The organism is Citrobacter telavivensis (assembly GCA_009363175.1).
In the GTDB taxonomy this organism is placed as follows: Bacteria; Pseudomonadota; Gammaproteobacteria; order Enterobacterales; family Enterobacteriaceae; genus Citrobacter_A; species Citrobacter_A telavivensis.
Map to the genome: position 1 here is coordinate 1,107,826 of CP045205.1, position 21,139 is coordinate 1,128,964.

Annotated in this window: 16 protein-coding genes; 12 read left to right on the forward strand and 4 right to left on the reverse strand. The window is 54.7% G+C overall.

Annotation, left to right across the window (positions count from 1 at the left end; all coding sequences use genetic code 11):
- Positions 1-209 precede the first annotated feature (209 nt).
- The 3 genes from tamA to GBC03_07545 are packed head-to-tail and all read left to right on the forward strand — an operon-like array spanning position 210 to position 6,063.
- The gene (gene tamA / locus GBC03_07535) at positions 210-1,943 is read left to right on the forward strand and encodes an autotransporter assembly complex protein TamA (GenBank protein QFS70065.1); all 1,734 of its coding nucleotides are present in this window, start codon (positions 210-212) and stop codon (positions 1,941-1,943) included.
- Positions 1,940-5,716: an autotransporter assembly complex protein TamB gene (gene tamB / locus GBC03_07540; GenBank protein QFS70066.1), complete on the forward strand. Its 3,777-nt coding sequence runs from the start codon at positions 1,940-1,942 to the stop codon at positions 5,714-5,716. Before tamA ends, tamB begins: the two co-directional genes overlap by 4 nt.
- A gap of 2 nt (positions 5,717-5,718) precedes the next feature.
- Entirely contained in the window at positions 5,719-6,063 is a 345-nt protein-coding gene (locus GBC03_07545; protein ID QFS70067.1) for a gamma-glutamylcyclotransferase, read from the forward strand.
- Between the two features lie 162 nt (positions 6,064-6,225).
- On the opposite strand, the gene GBC03_07550 is transcribed toward GBC03_07545, so the two are convergent.
- Complete coding sequence (locus tag GBC03_07550) at positions 6,226-6,756, reverse strand: inorganic diphosphatase (GenBank protein ID QFS70068.1); 531 nt, start codon at positions 6,754-6,756, stop codon at positions 6,226-6,228.
- 307 nt (positions 6,757-7,063) lie between these two features.
- On the opposite strand from GBC03_07550, the gene ytfQ reads away from it, so the two are divergent.
- From ytfQ to GBC03_07575, 5 genes are all read left to right on the forward strand, one after another.
- Complete coding sequence (gene ytfQ / locus GBC03_07555; GenBank protein QFS70069.1) at positions 7,064-8,020, forward strand: galactofuranose ABC transporter substrate-binding protein YtfQ; 957 nt, start codon at positions 7,064-7,066, stop codon at positions 8,018-8,020.
- A gap of 142 nt (positions 8,021-8,162) precedes the next feature.
- Positions 8,163-9,665 (forward strand): ATP-binding cassette domain-containing protein, encoded by a 1,503-nt coding sequence (locus GBC03_07560; GenBank protein QFS70070.1) that lies wholly within the window; start codon positions 8,163-8,165, stop codon positions 9,663-9,665.
- 13 nt (positions 9,666-9,678) lie between these two features.
- Entirely contained in the window at positions 9,679-10,701 is a 1,023-nt protein-coding gene (locus tag GBC03_07565) for an ABC transporter permease (protein QFS70071.1), read from the forward strand.
- Complete coding sequence (gene yjfF / locus GBC03_07570) at positions 10,688-11,689, forward strand: sugar ABC transporter permease YjfF (GenBank protein QFS70072.1); 1,002 nt, start codon at positions 10,688-10,690, stop codon at positions 11,687-11,689. The genes GBC03_07565 and yjfF overlap by 14 nt, the downstream gene beginning before the upstream one ends.
- Before the next feature lie 78 nt (positions 11,690-11,767).
- Positions 11,768-12,763 carry a LacI family DNA-binding transcriptional regulator gene (locus tag GBC03_07575; protein ID QFS70073.1) on the forward strand — a complete coding sequence of 332 codons (996 nt, stop codon included), beginning with the start codon at positions 11,768-11,770 and terminating at the stop codon, positions 12,761-12,763.
- Between the two features lie 7 nt (positions 12,764-12,770).
- Here GBC03_07575 and GBC03_07580 read toward each other — a convergent pair whose 3' ends face one another.
- Entirely contained in the window at positions 12,771-14,204 is a 1,434-nt protein-coding gene (locus GBC03_07580) for a sucrose-6-phosphate hydrolase (protein ID QFS70074.1), read from the reverse strand.
- Between the two features lie 217 nt (positions 14,205-14,421).
- On the opposite strand from GBC03_07580, the gene GBC03_07585 reads away from it, so the two are divergent.
- The 3 genes from GBC03_07585 (at position 14,422) to GBC03_07595 (ending at position 17,829) form a co-directional block, all read left to right on the forward strand.
- Positions 14,422-15,345: an aminoimidazole riboside kinase gene (locus tag GBC03_07585; protein ID QFS70075.1), complete on the forward strand. Its 924-nt coding sequence runs from the start codon at positions 14,422-14,424 to the stop codon at positions 15,343-15,345.
- A 62-nt stretch (positions 15,346-15,407) separates the two neighbouring features.
- Complete coding sequence (locus GBC03_07590) at positions 15,408-16,655, forward strand: MFS transporter (GenBank protein ID QFS70076.1); 1,248 nt, start codon at positions 15,408-15,410, stop codon at positions 16,653-16,655.
- A gap of 61 nt (positions 16,656-16,716) precedes the next feature.
- Complete coding sequence (locus tag GBC03_07595) at positions 16,717-17,829, forward strand: HAMP domain-containing protein (GenBank protein QFS70077.1); 1,113 nt, start codon at positions 16,717-16,719, stop codon at positions 17,827-17,829.
- Positions 17,830-17,921: 92 nt separating this feature from the next.
- On the opposite strand, the gene GBC03_07600 is transcribed toward GBC03_07595, so the two are convergent.
- On the reverse strand, positions 17,922-18,920 hold the full coding sequence (locus GBC03_07600) for a class 1 fructose-bisphosphatase (protein ID QFS70078.1): 999 nt from the start codon (positions 18,918-18,920) through the stop codon (positions 17,922-17,924).
- Between the two features lie 175 nt (positions 18,921-19,095).
- Here GBC03_07600 and mpl point away from each other — a divergent pair, with 175 nt between their 5' ends.
- A complete protein-coding gene (gene mpl, locus GBC03_07605) occupies positions 19,096-20,475 on the forward strand; it encodes a UDP-N-acetylmuramate:L-alanyl-gamma-D-glutamyl-meso-diaminopimelate ligase (GenBank protein ID QFS70079.1) in 1,380 nt (459 codons plus the stop codon).
- Between the two features lie 97 nt (positions 20,476-20,572).
- Here mpl and GBC03_07610 read toward each other — a convergent pair whose 3' ends face one another.
- On the reverse strand, positions 20,573-21,124 hold the full coding sequence (locus GBC03_07610) for a ribosome-associated protein (GenBank protein QFS70080.1): 552 nt from the start codon (positions 21,122-21,124) through the stop codon (positions 20,573-20,575).
- Positions 21,125-21,139: the final 15 nt, after the last annotated feature.

A 21,139-nucleotide genomic window follows, 5' to 3' on the forward strand; every position in this document is an offset into this window, starting at 1 on the left:
CGGTTCTCCCGAAAATCAGTAATTGGGGTTAAGGTTGTAACAAGACGCGTATTTGCACACAATAACCGTTAGGAATGCGTCTACAGTAAACATAAGAAATATTTGGGTAGTCGTCTGTTTTTCAATCCCAGTTGTTGGGTTTTTGTTAAGCCGTGGATCGGCGTTATGATTTTTTCCAGGGTGGAAATAAGGGATATTCAGGAGAAAAAGTGCCACATATCCGTCAGTTATGTTGGGTGAGCCTGTTGTGTTTAAGCAGTTCTGCCTTTGCCGCGAACGTCCGTTTACAGGTCGAAGGGCTATCAGGAGAACTGGAGAAAAACGTCCGGGCACAACTCTCAACCATCCAGGGTGATGAAGTCACGCCGGACCGGCGTTTTCGCGCGCGCGTGGATGACGCCATTCGCGAAGGATTAAAGGCACTCGGCTATTACGAACCGACTATTGATTTCGATCTGCGTCCGCCTCCGGCGAAAGGGCGTCAGGTGCTGGTGGCCAAAGTGACGCCCGGTGAACCGGTGCGCATTGGCGGAACAGAAGTCATTTTACGCGGCGGCGCGCGTACCGACAGAGATTACCTGGATCTGCTGAAAACGCGTCCGGCGATCGGTACAGTGCTCGATCATGGGGACTATGACAGCTTCAAAAAGTCATTAACCAGCGTGGCGCTACGTAAAGGGTATTTCGACAGCGAATTTAATAAGAGCCAGTTGGGTATTGCGCTTGATAGACATCAGGCGTTCTGGGATATCGATTACAACAGCGGTGAACGTTATCGCTTTGGTCACGTCTCTTTTGAAGGCTCGCAGATCCGCGAGGAGTACCTGCAAAACCTGGTGCCGTTTAAAGAAGGGGATGCGTACGAGTCGAAAGATCTCGGCGAACTGAACCGTCGACTGTCGGCGACCGGCTGGTTTAACTCCGTGGTTGTCGCACCCGAATTCGATAAAGCGCGAAAAACCAAAGTGTTGCCGCTGAAGGGGGTGGTGTCGCCGCGAACGGAAAACACCATTGAGACCGGGGTGGGTTATTCCACCGACGTGGGGCCGCGCGTGAAGACCACGTGGAAAAAACCGTGGATGAACGCTTACGGCCACAGCCTGACGACCAGCGCCAGTATCTCGTCACCAGAACAGCAACTGGATTTTAGCTATAAAATGCCGCTGCTGAAGAACCCGCTGGAGCAATACTATCTGGTGCAGGGCGGTTTTAAGCGTACCGATCTCAACGATACCGAACAGGACTCCACCACGCTTGCGGTTTCCCGCTACTGGGATCTTTCCAGCGGCTGGCAGCGCGCCATTAACCTGCGCTGGAGTCTCGACCACTTTACTCAGGGGGAGGTGACGAACACCACCATGCTGCTTTATCCCGGCGTGATGATCAGCCGTACCCGTTCGCGTGGCGGCCTGATGCCCACCTGGGGCGACTCTCAGCGTTACTCCATTGATTACTCCAACACCGCCTGGGGCTCCGACGTCGATTTCTCGGTCTTTCAGGCACAAAACGTCTGGATCCGTTCTCTGTACGATCGTCATCGCTTCGTGATGCGCGGTAATCTCGGCTGGATCGAAACCGGCGATTTCGACAAAGTGCCGCCAGACCTGCGTTTCTTTGCCGGGGGCGACCGCAGTATTCGCGGCTACAAATACAAATCCATCTCACCAAAATACAGTAACGGCGACCTGAAAGGGGCCTCAAAACTGGCGACCGGGTCGCTGGAATACCAGTACAACGTCACCGGTAAATGGTGGGGGGCGATGTTTGTCGACAGTGGTGAAGCCGTCAGTGATATCCGTAAAAGCGATATCAAAACCGGTGCCGGGGTGGGCGTACGCTGGCAGTCTCCGGTCGGGCCCATCAAGCTCGATTTTGCCGTTCCGGTCGGCGACAAAGATGAACACGGTTTACAGTTTTACATCGGTCTGGGGCCTGAATTATGAGTTTATGGAAGAAGATAAGCCTCGGCGTACTGATTTTTATCCTGCTGTTGCTGGGGACGGTGGCGTTTCTGGTTGGAACGACAACCGGTCTGCATCTGATCTTCAATGCCGCGAATCGCTGGGTGCCGGGGCTGGAAATCGGCCAGGTTACCGGCGGCTGGCGCGATCTGTCTCTGAAAAATATCCGCTTTGACCAGCCCGGCGTGGCGGTTAACGCGGGTGAAGTGCATCTGGCCGTGGGGCTGGATTGCCTGTGGAACAGCAGTCTGTGCGTGAACGATCTGTCGCTCAAAGACATTAATGTGGCGATCGACAGTAAAAAAATGCCGCCGTCCGCGCCGGTCGAAGAAGAAGAGAACGGGCCGCTGAATCTCTCCACGCCGTATCCGCTAACGCTTTCCCGTGTGGCGCTGAACAACGTCAATATTAAAATCGATGACACTACCGTGTCGGTGATGGCGTTTACCTCCGGACTGCACTGGCAGGAGAAGGACCTGACCCTGAAGCCCACGTCGTTACAGGGATTGCTGATAGCGCTGCCGAAAGTGGCGGAGGTCGCTCAGGAAGAGGTGGTCGAGCCGAAGATCCAGAACCCGCAACCGGATGAAAAGCCGCTTGGCGAAACGCTGAAAGATCTGTTCTCGAAGCCGGTTCTGCCGGAGATGACGGACGTGCATCTGCCGCTCAATCTCAATATTGAAGAGTTCAAAGGCGAGCAACTGCGCATCACCGGCGATACTGACCTGACGGTGCATAACCTGCTGCTGAAGGTGAGTAGCATCGATGGCAACATGAAGCTCGATGCGTTGGACGTTGACTCTAATCAGGGCACGGTGAACGCCAGCGGGTCGGCCCAGTTAACCGACAACTGGCCGGTAGACATCACCCTGAACAGCACGCTGAACATGGACCCGTTGAAAGGCGAGAAAGTGAAGCTGAAGGTAGGCGGTGCGCTGCGTGAACAGCTGGAAGTGGGCGTGAACCTCTCCGGACCGGTGGCGTTGGATCTGCGTGCCCAGACGCGTCTGGCGGAAGCCGGGCTGCCGCTGAATCTGGAAGTGGTCAGCAAGCAGGTTTACTGGCCGTTTACCGGCGACAAACAGTTCCAGGCCGACGATATCAAACTCAAGCTCACCGGCAAGATGACGGACTACCGGCTCTCGATGCGTACGGCGGTGAAAGGACAGGATATCCCACCGGCGACCATCACGCTCGATGCGAAGGGCAACGAACAGCAGATTAACCTCGACAAGCTTAGCGTGGCTGCGCTGGAAGGGAAAACCGAGCTGAAGGCGCTGGTGGACTGGCAGCAGGCGATCAGTTGGCGAGGCGAATTGACGCTGGACGGCATCAATACGGCGAAAGAGGTGCCGGACTGGCCGTCGAAGCTCAATGGTCTGATTAAAACCCGGGGCAGCCTGTATGGCGGCAGTTGGCAGATGGAGGTGCCGGAGCTGAAGCTGACCGGTAACGTTAAGCAGAACAAGGTTAACGTTAATGGGTCGCTGAAAGGCAACAGCTACATGCAGTGGACCATTCCAGGGCTGCACCTGGAACTGGGGCCAAACAGCGCCGACGTGAAAGGTGAACTGGGCGTTAAAGATCTCAATCTGGATGCGACCATTGACGCGCCGGGACTGGACAACGCATTGCCGGGACTCGGCGGTACGGCAAAAGGGCTGGTCAAAGTACGTGGTACGGTTGACGCTCCGCAACTGCTGGCGGATATCACCGCCCGTGGGCTGCGCTGGCAGGAACTGTCGGTTGCCCAGGTGCGCGTGGAAGGCGACATTAAATCGACCGACCAGATTGCCGGTAACCTCAACGTGCGGGTTGAGCGCATTTCGCAGCCTGACGTGAACATCAGCCTCGTGACGCTGAACGCCAAAGGGAGCGAGAAGCAACATGAACTGCAACTGCGCGTTCAGGGCGAGCCGGTCTCCGGTCAACTGGATCTGACCGGGAGCTTTGATCGTAAAGAAGAGCGCTGGAAAGGCTCGCTGAGCAATACGCGTTTCCAGACGCCGGTAGGGCCGTTAACCCTGACCCGCGCCATCGCGCTCGACTACCGTAACCAGGAGCAGAAAATCAGCATCGGGCCACACTGCTGGGCAAACCCGAATGCTGAACTGTGCGTGCCGCAAACTATCGATGCTGGCGCCGAAGGGCGGGCAGTGGTGAATCTCAACCGCTTTGATCTGGCGATGCTGAAACCGTTTATGCCGGAGGCGACTCAGGCCAGTGGCGTATTCACCGGTAAAGCGGACGTGTCGTGGGACACCACCAAAGAGGGGCTGCCGCAAGGCAATGTCACGCTTTCCGGGCGTAACGTGAAGGTGACGCAGACGGTCAACGACGCGCCGCTGCCGCTGGCGTTCGATACCCTGAACGTGACGGCCGATCTGCGCAACAATCGTGCGGAACTGGGCTGGCTGATCCGCCTGACCAATAACGGCCAGCTTGACGGACAGGTACAGGTCACCGATCCGCAGGGCCGTCGTAACCTGGGCGGTAACGTCAACATTCGCAACGTCAACCTTGCGATGGTGAACCCGATCTTCGCGCGTGGTGAGAAGGCCGCAGGTATGCTGAGCGCCAATTTACGTCTGGGCGGTGATGTGCAGAGCCCGCAGATGTTTGGTCAATTGCAACTGAGCGGCCTGGATATCGACGGCAACTTTATGCCGTTTGATATGCAGCCGAGCCAACTGGCGATGAATTTCAACGGTACGCGCTCGACGCTTACCGGGGAGATACGAACCCAACAGGGGCAGATCAATCTGAGCGGCGACGCCGACTGGAGCCAGATCGACAACTGGCGCGCGCGCGTGGCGGCGAAAGGGAGTCGGGTACGTATCACCGTGCCGCCAATGGTGCGCCTCGACGTTTCTCCGGATGTGGTCTTCGACGCGACGCCGAGTCTGTTTACGCTGGACGGACGGGTAGACGTACCGTGGGCGCGTATTGTGGTACACGACCTGCCAGAGAGCGCCGTGGGCGTGTCGAGCGACGAAGTGATGCTCAATAATGACCTGCAGCCAGAGAAGCCGCAGAGCGCCGGGATCCCTATCAACAGCAATCTGATTGTACACGTCGGTAATAACGTGCGGATGGATGCGTTTGGTCTGAAAGCCCGTCTGACGGGCGATCTGAAAGTGGCGCAGGATAAACAGGGACTGGGTCTAAACGGACAGATCAACATTCCGGAAGGTCGCTTCCACGCCTACGGTCAGGATCTGATTGTGCGTAAAGGCGAGCTGTTGTTCTCGGGGCCGCCGGATCAGCCGTTGCTGAATATCGAAGCCATTCGTAACCCGGAGGCGACAGAAGATGAAGTGATCGCCGGCGTTCGCGTTACCGGAACGGCAGATGAGCCAAAGGCTGAGATCTTCTCTGACCCGGCGATGTCGCAGCAGGAAGCGCTCTCTTATCTGCTGCGTGGCCAGGGCCTGAGCAGCGATCAAAGCGACAGTGCGGCGATGACCTCAATGCTTATTGGTCTGGGGGTTGCACAAAGTGGTCAGGTTGTGGGTAAAATCGGGGAGACATTTGGCGTAAGCAATCTGGCACTGGACACGCAGGGGGTGGGCGACTCCTCCCAGGTCGTGGTCAGCGGATATGTACTGCCAGGTCTGCAGGTGAAATATGGTGTGGGTATATTTGACTCACTGGCGACACTCACGTTACGTTATCGTCTGATGCCTAAGCTATATCTGGAAGCCGTGTCTGGCGTAGATCAGGCACTGGATTTGCTCTATCAGTTTGAGTTTTAGCAATGCGAATATTTGTCTACGGCAGTTTACGAACCAAACAAGGCAACAGCCACTGGATGACCAACGCCCAGTTGCTGGGAAATTACAGTATCGATAACTACCAGTTGTACAGTCTGGGCCACTATCCAGGCGCAGTTCCGGGGAACGGAACGGTACACGGTGAGGTTTATCGTATTGATAATGCGACTCTGGCCGAGCTGGATGCTTTGCGCACCCGCGGCGGTGAATACGCACGCCAGTTGATCCAGACGCCGTACGGCAGTGCATGGATGTACGTGTACCAGCGCCCGGTGGACGGATTAACGCTGATCGACAGCGGTAACTGGTTAGACAGAGACCAGTACTGAAACCTCCGCGCCACCTTCGGGTGGCGTTGTTTTATGCGATGTCACTCGCATTCCGGATTGCCAGCCTTCCGGTGCTCTTTTTCCCCTTTTGCCAAAACGCAGGCATAAAAAAACCCTTACTGACCGGTACCCGGCGTTCAGGGTTTTCAGCGTTCAGCGAACTTATTTCTTCGCGGCGCGCTCGAAGGAGGCAATGATTTCAGCTTTAGCGGCTTCAGCGTTGTCCCAACCGTCCACTTTCACCCACTTGCCTTTTTCGAGATCTTTGTAGTGCTCGAAGAAGTGCGTGATCTGTGCTTTCAGCAGTTCCGGCAGGTCGTTCACATCTTTGATGTGATCGTACTCTTTGCTCAGTTTGGTGTGCGGCACGGCAACCAGTTTCGCATCTTCACCGGATTCGTCGGTCATTTTCAGTACGCCAACCGGACGGCAGCGGATAACGGAGCCAGGTTCCAGCGGATACGGGGTCGGGACCAGAACGTCAACCGGATCACCGTCCAGAGACAGTGTGTGGTTGATGTAACCGTAGTTGCACGGATAGAACATCGCGGTGGACATGAAGCGGTCAACGAACAGTGCGCCGCTCTCTTTGTCGACTTCGTATTTGATCGGATCTGCGTTAGCCGGGATCTCGATAACAACGTAGATATCTTCCGGCAGGTCTTTACCTGCTGGGACGTTGAGTAAGCTCATGTCTGTTTCCTTTAACTGTGTCGTAAACAAGTGGCGAGTATTATAGCGATCTCGCGACGAATGTCTTCGCCTGATTTTGTTTTCACTCGCCTCGTACCGGTCTTTTCAGACCACTTGCATGACAGGAAAATCCATATCTTCAGCCGCTTTTTTCATAGGGAAATGGAAGCGATTACAAACTTGTGATTAACGTTCTATTTACTTTTTTGAAGTGTGATGTAACGCAATCCGTTACATGCTCGATTGTCTATAGTTTTTTCGCGACTGTTTCTTAACCAACAATAACCTACCCTACGAGGACACAGTTATGTGGAAGCGCTTACTTATCGTCACAGCAGTTTCGGCAGCCATGTCGTCTATGGCCATGGCCGCCCCATTAACCGTAGGATTTTCGCAGGTCGGCTCTGAGTCCGGCTGGCGCGCCGCAGAGACCAACGTGGCGAAAAGCGAGGCCGAGAAGCGCGGCATTACGCTGAAAATCGCTGACGGTCAGCAAAAGCAGGAAAACCAGATTAAAGCCGTGCGTTCATTTGTCGCTCAGGGCGTTGATGCCATCTTCATTGCGCCGGTGGTGGCGACAGGATGGGAGCCGGTGCTGAAGGAAGCGAAAGATGCCGAGATTCCGGTCTTCCTGCTTGATCGTTCCATCGATGTAAAAGACAAATCTCTCTATATGACCACCGTCACCGCCAACAACGTGCTTGAAGGCCAACTGATCGGTGACTGGCTGATCAAAGAGGTTAATGGTAAGCCGTGTAATGTGGTTGAGTTACAGGGCACCGTCGGCGCCAGTGTGGCCATTGACCGTAAGAAAGGGTTTGCTGAGGCCATTGCCAAAGCGCCAAACATCAAAATCATCCGTTCCCAGTCCGGTGACTTCACCCGCAGTAAAGGTAAAGAGGTCATGGAAAGCTTTATCAAAGCGGAGAACAACGGCAAGAACATCTGCATGGTTTACGCCCATAACGATGACATGGTGATCGGTGCTATCCAGGCTATCAAAGAAGCGGGGCTGAAGCCGGGCAAAGATATTCTGACCGGTTCTATCGACGGCGTACCGGACATTTATAAAGCAATGATTGACGGTGAAGCGAATGCCAGCGTTGAACTGACGCCGAACATGGCGGGTCCAGCCTTCGACGCACTCGAGAAGTTCAAGAAAGATGGCACGATGCCTGAGAAGGTCACTATCACCAAATCGACGCTGTACCTGCCGGATACCGCGAAAGAAGAGTTAGAGAAGAAGAAAAACATGGGCTACTAAGTTCAGACCCGTTCTGGTGGCATACCTTACACCGTAGGCCTGATAAGCGAAGCGCCATCAGGCAAATGTTCTGCCGGATGGCGGCGTAACGGCCTTATCCGGCCTACGGGCCTACGGCCACGCTTTGTACCGGAGGAAGATCATGACGACTGAACAACACCAGGAGATCCTCCGTACAGAGGGGTTAAGTAAATTCTTTCCTGGCGTCAAAGCGCTGGATAACGTCGATTTCAGCCTGCGTCGCGGGGAAATCATGGCGCTGCTCGGCGAGAACGGCGCCGGAAAATCCACGCTCATTAAAGCGCTGACCGGCGTCTATCACGCCGATCGCGGTACCATCTGGCTGGAAGGCAGCGCCATCTCCCCCAGAAATACCGCTCATGCTCAACAGCTGGGCATTGGCACGGTGTATCAGGAAGTGAACCTGCTGCCGAATATGTCGGTGGCGGACAATCTGTTTATTGGTCGTGAGCCTAAGCGCTTTGGCCTGCTGCGGCGCAAAGAGATGGAAAAGCGCGCCACGGAACTGATGGCGTCTTACGGCTTTTCCCTCGACGTGCGCGAACCGCTGAACCGCTATTCGGTGGCGATGCAACAGATCGTGGCTATCTGCCGGGCGATCGATCTTTCCGCTAAAGTCCTGATCCTCGATGAACCCACCGCCAGCCTCGATACGCAAGAGGTTGAGATGCTGTTCGGCCTGATGCGTCATCTGCGCGATCGCGGCGTGAGTCTGATCTTCGTTACCCATTTTCTCGATCAGGTCTATCAGGTTAGCGATCGGATCACCGTCCTGCGTAACGGCAGTTTTGTCGGCTGCCGTGAAACCCGCGAGCTGCCGCAGATAGAACTGGTCAAAATGATGCTGGGACGCGAGCTGGACACCCATGCGCTACAGCGCGCGGGACGCACCTTGCTTAGCGACAAACCGGTTGCCGCGTTCAAAAATTTCGGTAAGAAGGGGACTATCTCCCCGTTCGATCTCGACGTTCGTCCCGGTGAGATCGTCGGTCTGGCTGGACTGCTCGGATCCGGACGCACCGAAACGGCTGAGGTGATCTTCGGCATCAAACCGGCGGACAGCGGCAGCGCACAGATCAAAGGCAAAGCGCAGACGCTGCGATCCCCTCACCAGGCGTCATGCCTGGGAATCGGTTTTTGCCCGGAGGACCGGAAAACGGACGGCATTATTGCCGCCGCCTCGGTGCGGGAAAATATCATCCTGGCGCTACAGGCCCAGCGCGGTTGGCTGCGGCCGATTGCGCGCAAAGAACAGAATGACATTGCCGAGCGGTTTATCCGCCAGCTTGGCATTCGCACCCCCAGCGCAGAACAGCCGATCGAATTTCTCTCCGGCGGCAACCAACAAAAAGTACTGCTGTCGCGCTGGCTACTGACCAAACCGCAGTTTCTGATCCTCGACGAACCGACGCGAGGGATCGACGTGGGGGCGCATGCCGAGATTATCCGCCTGATCGAAACCCTGTGCGCTGATGGTCTGGCGTTGCTGGTGATCTCCTCGGAGCTGGAGGAACTGGTGGGGTATGCGGATCGGGTGATCATCATGCGTGACCGCAAACAGGTGGCGGAGATCCCGCTGGCTGAACTGTCCGTACCGGCGATCATGAACGCCATCGCGGCGTAAGGAGACTCTTGTGATGCCCCAATCTCTCCCGCAAACCACGCCGCCGAAGCGACGCTTTCGCTGGCCGACCGGCATGCCGCAACTCATTGCGCTGCTGCTGGTGCTGCTGGTGGACAGCCTTGTCGCCCCCCACTTTTACCAGATTGTGTTGCAGGACGGGCGTCTGTTCGGCAGTCCAATCGATATCCTGAACCGCGCCGCCCCCGTCGCATTGCTGGCAATAGGGATGACGCTGGTGATTGCCACAGGCGGCATTGACCTTTCCGTTGGCGCGGTGATGGCGATTGCCGGGGCCACGACCGCCGCGATGACCGTCGCGGGTCACAGCTTGCCGGTGGTGCTGCTCGCCGCGTTGGGGACCGGCGTTCTGGCCGGCCTGTGGAACGGCGTTCTGGTGGCAATCCTCAAAATTCAGCCCTTTGTCGCCACGCTGATCCTGATGGTGGCGGGGCGCGGCGTGGCGCAACTGATCACCTCCGGACAGATTGTCACCTTCGACTCGTCCACGCTCTCCTGGTTTGGTAGCGGTTCGCTGCTGCTGTTTCCCACACCGGTCATTATCGCGCTGATCACGCTGGTGCTGTTCTGGCTGCTGACCCGGCGAACGGCGCTTGGGATGTTTATTGAAGCCGTAGGGATCAACATCCGGGCGGCGAAAAATGCCGGGGTGAACACGCGGGTCATCGTCATGCTCACCTACGTGCTGAGCGGGCTGTGCGCGGCGATTGCCGGGATTATCGTCACGGCGGATATTCGCGGTGCTGATGCCAACAATGCCGGATTGTGGCTGGAGCTGGACGCCATTCTGGCGGTGGTGATCGGCGGTGGTTCCCTGATGGGCGGGCGTTTTAATTTGCTGCTGTCAGTGGTGGGTGCGCTGATTATTCAGGGGATGAACACCGGGATCCTGCTGTCCGGATTCCCGCCGGAGATGAACCAGGTGGTCAAAGCCATCGTGGTGCTGTGCGTACTGATTGTGCAGTCACAGCGCTTTATCAGTCTGCTAAAAGGAGTGCGTGGTCGTGATAAAACGTAATTTACCGTTAATGATCACCCTCGGGGTTTTCGTGCTGGGCTATCTCTACTGCTTAACCCAGTTCCCCGGCTTTGCCTCCACGCGGGTTATCTGCAACATTCTGACCGATAACGCCTTTCTGGGGATCATCGCCGTGGGGATGACCTTTGTGATCCTCTCCGGTGGGATCGATCTCTCCGTCGGATCGGTCATCGCCTTCACCGGCGTATTCCTGGCGAAGGCTATCGGCTACTGGGGGATCTCGCCGCTGCTGGCGTTTCCGCTGGTACTGGCGATGGGCTGTGCGTTTGGCGCTTTCATGGGGTTGTTGATTGATGCGCTAAAGATCCCGGCCTTTATCATCACGCTTGCCGGTATGTTCTTCCTGCGCGGGGTCAGCTACCTGGTGTCGGAAGAGTCGATCCCGATTAACCATCCCATTTACGACACGCTTTCCAGTCTGGCGTGGAAAATCCCCGGTGGCGGTCGCCTGAGCGCGATGGGTCTGCTGATGTTGGCGGTGGTCGTTATGGGGATTTTCCTCGCGCATCGCACCCGGTTTGGCAATCAGGTGTATGCCATTGGCGGAAATGCGATTTCGGCGAACCTGATGGGGATTTCCACCCGCAGCACGACGATTCGCATCTATATGCTGTCGACCGGGCTGGCGACGCTGGCCGGGATTGTCTTTTCTGTCTACACCCAGGCCGGCTACGCGCTGGCGGGGGTTGGTGTGGAGCTGGACGCCATCGCGTCGGTGGTGATCGGCGGTACGTTGCTGAGCGGTGGGGTGGGTACGGTTCTTGGAACGCTGTTTGGCGTGGCGATTCAGGGGCTGATCCAGACCTACATTAACTTCGACGGTACGCTCAGTTCATGGTGGACGAAAATTGCCATTGGCGTTTTATTATTTATTTTCATTGCGTTGCAGCGTGGCCTGACGGTGCTCTGGGAAAATCGACAGAGTTCGCCGGTGACGCGTATTGCTGATTCAGGGAGCAGGAATTGATATCTGTTTGCCGATGCAGTCCAGGACAGAACAGACGGTTTTTGCTACAGTGCCTGTTTTACGGCAAGTGGGTTGGATATGGCTTCATTAAAGGATGTTGCGCGCCTGGCGGGGGTGTCGATGATGACTGTCTCCCGGGTAATGAATAATGCGGAATCAGTACGCCCTGCAACGCGTGACAGCGTGTTGCAGGCTATCCAGACCCTGAATTATGTTCCCGATCTTTCCGCCCGTAAGATGCGTGCCCAGGGGCGTAAGCCATCGACTCTTGCCGTGCTGGCGCAGGATACGGCCACAACGCCTTTCTCAGTCGATATCCTGCTTGCCATTGAACAAACAGCCAGCGAGTTCGGCTGGAACAGTTTTTTAATCAACATTTTTTCTGATGATGATGCCGCGCGTGCGGCGCGCCAACTGCTTGCTCACCGGCCTGATGGCATTATCTATACCACGATGGGGCTACGGCATATCACGCTACCTGAAGTTCTGCATGGCGAAAATATCGTTCTGGCGAACTGTGTGGCGGACGATCCCGCATTACCCAGCTATATCCCTGATGATTACACCGCACAGTATGAGGCAACCCAGTATTTGATCGCGGCGGGATATCGTCAGCCATTATGCTTCTGGTTACCCGAAGGCGCGCTGGCGACAGGGTACCGTCGACAGGGATTTGAACAGGCCTGGCGTAATGCCGGACGGGATCTGGCGGATGTGAAGCAATTTCACATGGCGATGGGTGACGATCACTATACCGATCTTGCAGGTTTACTGGACGCCTGCATTCCATCGGGTAAACCCGATTTTGATGTTCTGATTTGTGGTAACGATCGCGCCGCCTTTGTGGCTTATCAGGTTCTTCTGGCGAAAGGGATCCGCATCCCACAGGATGTTGCTGTTATGGGGTTTGATAACCTGGTGGGCGTCGGGCATCTGTTTTTACCCCCATTAACCACAATGCAGCTTCCACACGATATTATCGGGCGGGAAGCGGCATTGCATGTGATTGAAGGACGTACCGGCGGCGGCCAGAAACGGATCCCTTGTCCGCTGCTGATCCGTTGTTCCGCCTGACCGTTGATTACCCCAGTAGCCAGAGTTCGCCTTGCAGCAATATGGCTTCTCCATGAGCGGCATAGAGAGACAGTTCACGTTCCTCTGGCTGCGGATAGATTCGGCTGCTCATGACCGCTTCCCCACCATTAATGAATACCTCAATGGATGACTTATCGATAAAGATCCTCAGATCAAGTGGTTCACCTTGCGTAAGAGGAATACTACGGTAACCATCTATGTTTTCTTGCGGGTAATACCGCCACAAAACGAGCCGTCCGGACTGATTATCGATATACAGTCGCATCCCTGTGCCGAGCTGTAACCCGTAATGCTCGGCATGACTATTCTGACAATCCCACCGTAATTGAATTTCGATCGCTTGTGCGTTTTCCTGCAAAACGCATTTGCTGACGACGTTATTGGCAGGAATAGGTTGATACCGCTGGCGTAACGACTCTGCTTCCCGCACCGGGCGCTGGATGAGTTTGCCGTTGCTCTCAGAGAGCTCTCGAGCCAGCGTCATGCAACCTGCCCAACCCTCACGTTTTGATGGCATTGATGATTCCCACATATCCATCCAGCCGATGATGATGAGCCTGCCATCTTTAGCGGTAAAACTTTGCGGCGCATAAAAATCATGCCCGTGATCGAGTTCAGTAAAAGGGCCTGACTGGGCAAAGATCCGTCCAGGAGACCAGACCCCAGGTATGACTCCGCTCTGAAAGCGATTCCGGTTACAGTATCCTTCCGCCTTCATTCCTTGTGGTGAAAACATCAGGTAATGGTGTTCACCAGGACGGAAAAAGTCCGGACACTCCCACATATAGCTTTCGCCTGCGTTGGCATGCGCCAGTACGCGATCGAAGGTCCATTCACGCAATGATTTACCACGATAAAGTAAGATCTGCCCGGTGTTACCAGGATCCTTTGCACCTACCACCATCCACCAGGTGTTTGCTTCTCGCCAGACTTTAGGATCGCGAAAATGCATAATCCCTTCCGGCGGGGTCAGCACCACACCCTGTTTTTCAAAATGGATCCCATCCCGACTGGTTGCCAGACACTGTACTTCACGAATGGCGTCATCATTGCCTTCTCCTGCAAGCCAGACATGACCGGTGTAGATGAGCGATAGCACACCGTTGTCATCGACGGCACTGCCCGAAAAACATCCATCTTTGTCATCTTCATCGCCTGGTGCCAGCGCAATAGGCTCATGGCGCCAGTGAATCATATCTTCACTGGTGGCATGTCCCCAGTGCATAGGCCCCCAGTGTTCGTTGAATGGGTGATGCTGATAAAACGCGTGATAGCGATTATTAAACCAGATCAGCCCGTTGGGATCGTTCATCCACCCTGCTGGCGGGGCAAGGTGGAAATGGGGATAAAAGGTGTTTCCACGGCGGGTGTGAAGCTTTTCCAACGCTTTTTGCGCCATGTGTAATCGAGATTGCGTCATCTTAGCTCTTCCTGGTTTAGCAATAATTGTTGAATTGTTAACGTTAACTTTTGCAAAAATAAAGATCTTAATTTCGTCTAATGTGATGATTATCGCAAATGTTAACGTTAACTATGCGGTTTTGTGATCGATTATGCATGTTGGGGCAAATTTATGACGGTTTTGAGAAAAAGCGGTTTATCAATGTGCGTAAGCCAGATGAAGTCGAGGGAGAAACATGTCAGCCAAAGTATGGGTTTTAGGTGATGCGGTTGTAGATCTTATGCCTGAATCAGATGGAAGGTTATTGCCTTGCCCTGGTGGCGCGCCGGCTAACGTTGCGGTGGGGATAGCCAGATTAGGTGGGGCAAGTGGATTTATAGGTCGGGTGGGGGATGATCCTTTTGGCGCTTTGTTAAGAAGAACGCTGAAAGCGGAAGGGGTTGATACTTCACGGTTGAAGCAGGATGAATGGCACCGGACATCGACTGTGCTTGTCGATCTTAATGAACAAGGAGAGCGTTCTTTTACATTCATGGTTCGCCCCAGCGCCGATCTTTTTCTGGAGGCAACCGATTTGCCCGAATGGCGGCACGGCGAATGGTTACATCTCTGTTCAATTGCCCTGTCTGCCGAACCTTCACGTACCAGTGCTTTTATTGCGATGTCAGCGCTTCGACGCGCAGGCGGCTTTGTCAGCTTCGATCCCAATATCCGTGACGATCTCTGGCAAGACAAACAGTTGTTGCGCTTGTGTTTGTTGCAGGCGCTTCAACTGGCAGACGTGGTTAAGCTGTCGGAAGACGAATGGCGGCTTATCAGTGGAAACGCTCAGTGTGATCGGGATATCTGCGCCCTGGCAACGGAGCATGAAATTACCATGCTGTTGGTGACGAAAGGGGCTGATGGTGTGGTGGTCTGCTACCGCGGGGAGGTTCACCACTTTGCCGCGATACCCGCGAATTGTGTAGACAGCACCGGGGCGGGGGATGCGTTTGTCGCCGGATTACTGGCAGGTCTGGCTGCTGAAGGCTTCCCTGCGCATGAGGGCGAATTACAACACATTATAGAACTCGCTCAACGCTGCGGAGCGCTTGCGGTAACGGCAAAAGGGGCGATGACAGCGCTGCCGCATCGACAAGAGCTGGAACGGTGTAAGTAAACAACGAGGCCGATTTTGCCTCTGAACAGGACGTGATTTTTGTTAACGACAGGCAGGTAATTATGGCATTGAAGATTCCATTCAGAAATGCGTACTATCGTTTTGCATCCAGTTATTCATTTCTCTTTTTTATTTCCTGGTCACTGTGGTGGTCGTTATATGCCATTTGGCTGAAAGGACATCTGGGTTTAACAGGGACAGAATTAGGCACACTTTATTCGGTTAACCAGTTTACCAGCATGCTGTTTATGGTGGCCTACGGTATTATTCAGGATAAGCTTGGCCTGAAGAAACCTCTCATCTGGTGTATGAGTTTCATCCTGGTCCTGACGGGGCCGTTTATGATTTACGTTTACGAACCGCTACTGCAAAGCCATTTTTCTGTTGGGTTGGTTCTGGGATCTCTCTTTTTTGGCCTGGGGTATCTGGCGGGCTGCGGCCTGCTTGACAGTTTCACCGAGAAAATGGCGCGGAGTTTTCATTTTGAATATGGAACCGCGCGTGCCTGGGGGTCATTTGGTTATGCCATTGGCGCATTTTTCGCTGGCATCTTTTTCAGTATTAATCCCCATATCAACTTTTGGCTGGTCTCGCTATTTGGCGCCGTGTTTATGATGATCAACATGCGCTTCAAAGATCAGGAGCAGCAGTGCGTAACGGCTGAAGCGGGTGGGGTAAAAAAAGAGGATTTTATCGCTGTCTTCAAAGATCGTAACTTCTGGATCTTCGTTGTGTTTATTGTGGGGACGTGGTCTTTCTATAACATTTATGATCAACAGCTCTTTCCGGTGTTTTATGCCGGTCTGTTCGAATCACACGATGTTGGAACGCGCGTATATGGATATCTGAATTCGTTCCAGGTCGTGCTTGAAGCACTGTGCATGGCGAGTATTCCCTTCTTTGTTAATCGGGTGGGGCCAAAAAATGCATTACTCATCGGCGTGGTGATTATGGCACTGCGCATCCTCTCTTGCGCCTTGTTCGTTAATCCCTGGGTCATTTCGCTGGTGAAGCTCCTGCATGCTATTGAAGTTCCACTTTGCGTCATCTCCGTATTCAAATACAGCGTAGCGAACTTTGATAAGCGACTGTCATCGACAATCTTCCTGATTGGCTTTCAGATTGCCAGTTCGCTGGGGATAGTATTGCTTTCAACGCCAATAGGGATTCTCTTTGACCTCGCAGGCTACCAGACCGTGTTTTTCGCCATCTCGGGTATCGTCTGCTTGATGTTGCTTTTTGGCATCTTCTTCCTGAGTAAAAAACGAGAACCGTCCGTGCCAGAACCTTCACTGAATTCAGCGACATAAACCTAAACTTTTTCCGGTTGTTGTCGATAGTTTCTGTATATCTTACAACCGGAAAATAACGATGCCAAAATCCCTCTCTCTACGAAATACCCTGTTGGTTTTATTGTCGCTTATTACCCTGTTACTACTGCTAACAGGCGGCATGGGGATTTACGCCTCCACGCGTATTATTACCTCATGGGTCTATTACGGGGTGATGACGGCGACGACGCTGACGGCCATCGCTCTGCTGGCGGTGGTTTGGCTGTTATTGCGCAATAAGCTCCTGAAACCGCTCGATAATGTCGTTGAACAACTCGAACGCCTGGCGACAGGGGATTTATCGGCGGCGGAAAGCCGCTATGCCAGCGCCGAGTTTAATCGCCTGCAGGCTGCGCTCGAAGGGATGCGCGTGGCGCTGAGCGAGTCCGTCAAACGCGTCCGCGATGCCAGTTCGCAGATAGACACCGGCAGTCGTGAACTGACGGCGGGTAATATTCATCTGGCGACACGCACCGAATCGACCGCGACCTCGCTGGAACAAACCGCCGCCAGCATGGAGGAGCTCACCGCGACGGTGAAACAGAATGCGGAAAACGCCGATCAGGCGCATCAACTGGCGAAATCAGTTTCTGATACCGCCGATCGCGGCAGTGAAATGGTGTGTTATGTCATTGAAAAAATGCGCGATATTTCCGGTAGTTCTAACCGTATTGCCGATATTCTTGGCGTGATCGACGGGATTGCGTTCCAGACCAATATTCTGGCGCTGAACGCCTCGGTTGAAGCGGCGCGCGCGGGAGAGCAGGGACGCGGTTTTGCCGTGGTGGCAGGCGAAGTGCGCAATCTGGCCAGCCGCAGCGCGGAGGCCGCGAAAGAGATCCGCACGCTCATTGGCGACTCGCAGTCGCAGGTGGGGGAGGGCAGCGACCTGGCAATGCAGGCGGGTGAAACGATGGATGAGATTGCCAGCGAAGTGATGCGGATGACCAAACTGATGCGGGAAATTGCCAGCGCGTCGCAGGAGCAGAGTCGCGGTATCGAACAGGTGAATATCGCGGTGAGCCAGATGGATGAAACGGCGCAGCAGAATGCGGCCCTGGTACAACAGTCCTCCGCGGCAACGCGATCGCTTGAAGAGCAGTCGCACGCGCTTATCGAAGCGATGGCGTCGTTTAAATTGCAGACCGCCTGATGTGAAATGCCGGATGACGACGTTGACACGTCTTATCCGGCCTACGCAGCTATTGTAGGCCGGATAAGCGCTAGCGCCATCCGGCAAGGGTTTTACGCGTCCGGGAACTCCCGGATAAAGCGTTCCACATCTTCAACCATATGGTTGTTACCAACGAAGAACGAACGGCGCTGGTGCAGGCTTTCCGGGGTGATATCCAGAATACGCTCTTTCCCGTCGCTCGCTTTCCCGCCGGCTTGCTCTGCGAGGAATGCCATTGGGTTGCACTCGTACAGCAGACGCAGTTTTCCTTCCGGGTGGCTGGCGGTGCTTGGGTAAAGATAAATCCCGCCTTTCAGCAGGTTACGGTGGAAGTCAGCAACCAGTGAGCCGATGTAGCGCGAGGTGTACGGGCGCTGCGTGGATTTATCCTCTTCCTGGCAGAACTTGATGTACTTCTTCACGCCGTTCGGGAATTTAATGTAGTTGCCTTCGTTAATGGAGTAAGTGTTGCCTTTCTCCGGGAAGCGCATGCGCTCCTGACACAGGCAGAACACGCCCAGCGACGGATCGTAGGTAAAGGCGTGGACACCGCAGCCGGTGGTGTAAACCAGCATCGTGGAGGAGCCGTAAACCACGTAACCCGCAGCAACCTGTTTGTTGCCCGGTTGCAGGAAATCTTCTTCAGTGACCGGCGTGCCAACAGGCGTCACGCGGCGGTAGATAGAGAAAATGGTCCCGACAGAGACGTTAACATCGATGTTGGACGATCCATCCAGCGGATCCATCAGCACCACGTATTTCGCGTGTTCACAGCCTTCGAAAACGACGATTTCATCTTCTTCTTCAGAGGCAATACCCGCGACGATATCACGCGCCTTGAGTGCAGCTTTCAGTTTTTCGTTCGCGAACAGGTCGAGTTTCTGCTGAACCTCGCCCTGTACGTTCTCAGCACCGCTGGCACCCAGGATATCGACCAGACCGGCCTTGTTGATATCGCGGTGGATGATCTTGGCGCCCAGCTTTATTGCCGACAACAACGCAGTGAGCTCACCTGTAGCATGAGAGAACTCGTGCTGCTTCTCGACAATAAATTCACCTAACGTTTTCATAACACTTTCCCTGCAATTAATATGGAGTAAAGCGACCGTAACAATCTTAACAAATATTTCAGTGGCTGCGCTCAGGTGAATCGCGCCAGCAAACTACGGATTATCCTGAAATGCGTTTCTCACTTGCCTGACATATGCGTAAAATGCCCCCTGGGTTAAATTAGGATAGTGACGTATGCGCATTCATATTTTGGGAATTTGTGGCACGTTCATGGGCGGTCTGGCGATGCTGGCGCGCTCGCTCGGTCATGAAGTAACGGGTTCGGACGCCAATGTGTATCCGCCGATGAGTACCTTACTTGAGAACCAGGGGATCTCCCTGATTCAGGGTTATGACCCCAGTCAGCTTGACCCGCAACCGGACCTGGTGATCATTGGCAATGCCATGACCCGTGGAAATCCGTGCGTTGAGGCGGTGCTGGAAAAAAACATTCCGTTTATGTCCGGTCCGCAGTGGCTGCATGACTTTGTGCTGCGCGATCGTTGGGTGCTGGCCGTTGCGGGAACGCACGGTAAAACCACCACCGCGGGCATGGCGACCTGGATTCTTGACGTCTGCGGTTATAAGCCAGGTTTTGTGATTGGCGGTGTGCCGGGGAATTTTGACGTTTCTGCGCGTCTGGGCGAAAGCGACTTCTTCGTGATTGAAGCGGATGAGTACGACTGCGCCTTCTTCGATAAACGCTCCAAATTCGTACATTACTGTCCGCGTACGCTGATCCTCAACAACCTTGAGTTTGATCATGCGGATATCTTTGACGATCTGAAAGCGATCCAGAAGCAGTTCCACCACCTGGTCCGCATCGTGCCGGGTCAGGGGCGGATCATCTATCCGGAACACGACATCAATCTGAAGCAGACGATGGCGATGGGTTGCTGGAGCGAACAGGAACTGGTGGGCGAGCAGGGTCACTGGCAGGCGAAAAAGCTGAATGTTGATGCCTCGGAATGGGAAGTGTGGCTGGACGGCGAGAAGGTCGGCGAAGTGAAGTGGTCGCTGGTTGGCGAACACAACATGCACAACGGCCTGATGGCCATTGCTGCGGCCCGTCACGTTGGCGTGCAGCCGGGCGATGCGGCCAATGCGCTGGGATCGTTCATCAACGCCCGTCGCCGTCTTGAACTGCGCGGCGAAGCGAACGGCGTCACGGTCTATGATGATTTCGCGCATCACCCGACGGCGATTCTGGCAACGCTTGCGGCGCTGCGCGGCAAAGTAGGCGGCACGGCACGCATTATCGCCGTACTGGAGCCGCGTTCTAACACCATGAAGATGGGGCTGTCCAAAGACGATCTGGCACCGTCATTAGGCCGTGCGGATGAAGTGTATCTGCTGCAGCCGCCGCATATCCCGTGGCAGGTGGCGGAAGTGGCGGAAGCCTGCATCCAGCCTGCCCACTGGAGTGGTGATGTGGATACGCTGGCAGAGATGATCGTGAAAACGGCGCAACCTGGCGATCACATTCTGGTGATGAGTAACGGCGGGTTTGGTGGTATTCACCAAAAACTGCTGGATGGCCTGGCGAAAAAAGCCGAAGCGCAAGCCGAAGAGTAATAAAAAGGCCCGGTGGCGCTGACGCTTACCGGGCCTACGTGCTTGTAGGCCGGATAAGACGCTTCGCGTCGCCATCCGGCATTCACGCCGGGTTACATTACGCTTCGTTTTCCGCCAGTTCGCGCAGATACTGGAAGATCTGTCGCGCGGATTTCGGCGGCTTATTCCCTTCTTTCTCTTTCTTCGCGTTGCGGATCAGCGAGCGAAGCTGCTGGCGGTCGGCGTTTGGCCACAGGTTCAGCACTTCCTCTACCGCGTCATCCCCTTCGTCAATCAGACGATCGCGCAGATGCTCAAGCTTGTGAAACAACACCACCTGCTGGTTGTGGCGGTTTTTCAGCTTGTCCAGCGCCTGGCGAATAGGATCAACCTCACGCTGGCGCAGCATTTTACCAATCAACTGCAACTGGCGGCGGCGACCTTCCATTTTGATCCGCTGGGCCAGCTCAATGGCGGCACGCAGGTCCGCATCAAGCGGGATTTTGTCCAGCGCGTTTTTCCCCAGATCCACCAGTTCCGCGCCCAGGCGTTTGAGCTCCTCGGCGTCGCGTTTAATTTCACTTTTACTGACCCAGATAATTTCATCGTCTTCGTCTTCGATGTCATCACCGGGAACGTCGTCGAGCCAGTCTTCGGGCTGCTTAGTCATGTCAGGCTCCTTAAA

Coding starts and splice junctions, on each gene's coding strand:
- GBC03_07545 (QFS70067.1), top strand. CDS start 5,719: ATGCGAATATTTGTCTACGGCAGTTTACGAACCAAACAAGGCAACAGC.
- GBC03_07590 (QFS70076.1), top strand. CDS start 15,408: ATGGCATTGAAGATTCCATTCAGAAATGCGTACTATCGTTTTGCATCC.
- GBC03_07595 (QFS70077.1), top strand. CDS start 16,717: ATGCCAAAATCCCTCTCTCTACGAAATACCCTGTTGGTTTTATTGTCG.
- GBC03_07550 (QFS70068.1), bottom strand. CDS start 6,756: ATGAGCTTACTCAACGTCCCAGCAGGTAAAGACCTGCCGGAAGATATC.
- GBC03_07575 (QFS70073.1), top strand. CDS start 11,768: ATGGCTTCATTAAAGGATGTTGCGCGCCTGGCGGGGGTGTCGATGATG.
- GBC03_07600 (QFS70078.1), bottom strand. CDS start 18,920: ATGAAAACGTTAGGTGAATTTATTGTCGAGAAGCAGCACGAGTTCTCT.
- GBC03_07560 (QFS70070.1), top strand. CDS start 8,163: ATGACGACTGAACAACACCAGGAGATCCTCCGTACAGAGGGGTTAAGT.
- GBC03_07565 (QFS70071.1), top strand. CDS start 9,679: ATGCCCCAATCTCTCCCGCAAACCACGCCGCCGAAGCGACGCTTTCGC.
- GBC03_07610 (QFS70080.1), bottom strand. CDS start 21,124: ATGACTAAGCAGCCCGAAGACTGGCTCGACGACGTTCCCGGTGATGAC.
- ytfQ (QFS70069.1), top strand. CDS start 7,064: ATGTGGAAGCGCTTACTTATCGTCACAGCAGTTTCGGCAGCCATGTCG.
- mpl (QFS70079.1), top strand. CDS start 19,096: ATGCGCATTCATATTTTGGGAATTTGTGGCACGTTCATGGGCGGTCTG.
- GBC03_07585 (QFS70075.1), top strand. CDS start 14,422: ATGTCAGCCAAAGTATGGGTTTTAGGTGATGCGGTTGTAGATCTTATG.
- GBC03_07580 (QFS70074.1), bottom strand. CDS start 14,204: ATGACGCAATCTCGATTACACATGGCGCAAAAAGCGTTGGAAAAGCTT.
- tamB (QFS70066.1), top strand. CDS start 1,940: ATGAGTTTATGGAAGAAGATAAGCCTCGGCGTACTGATTTTTATCCTG.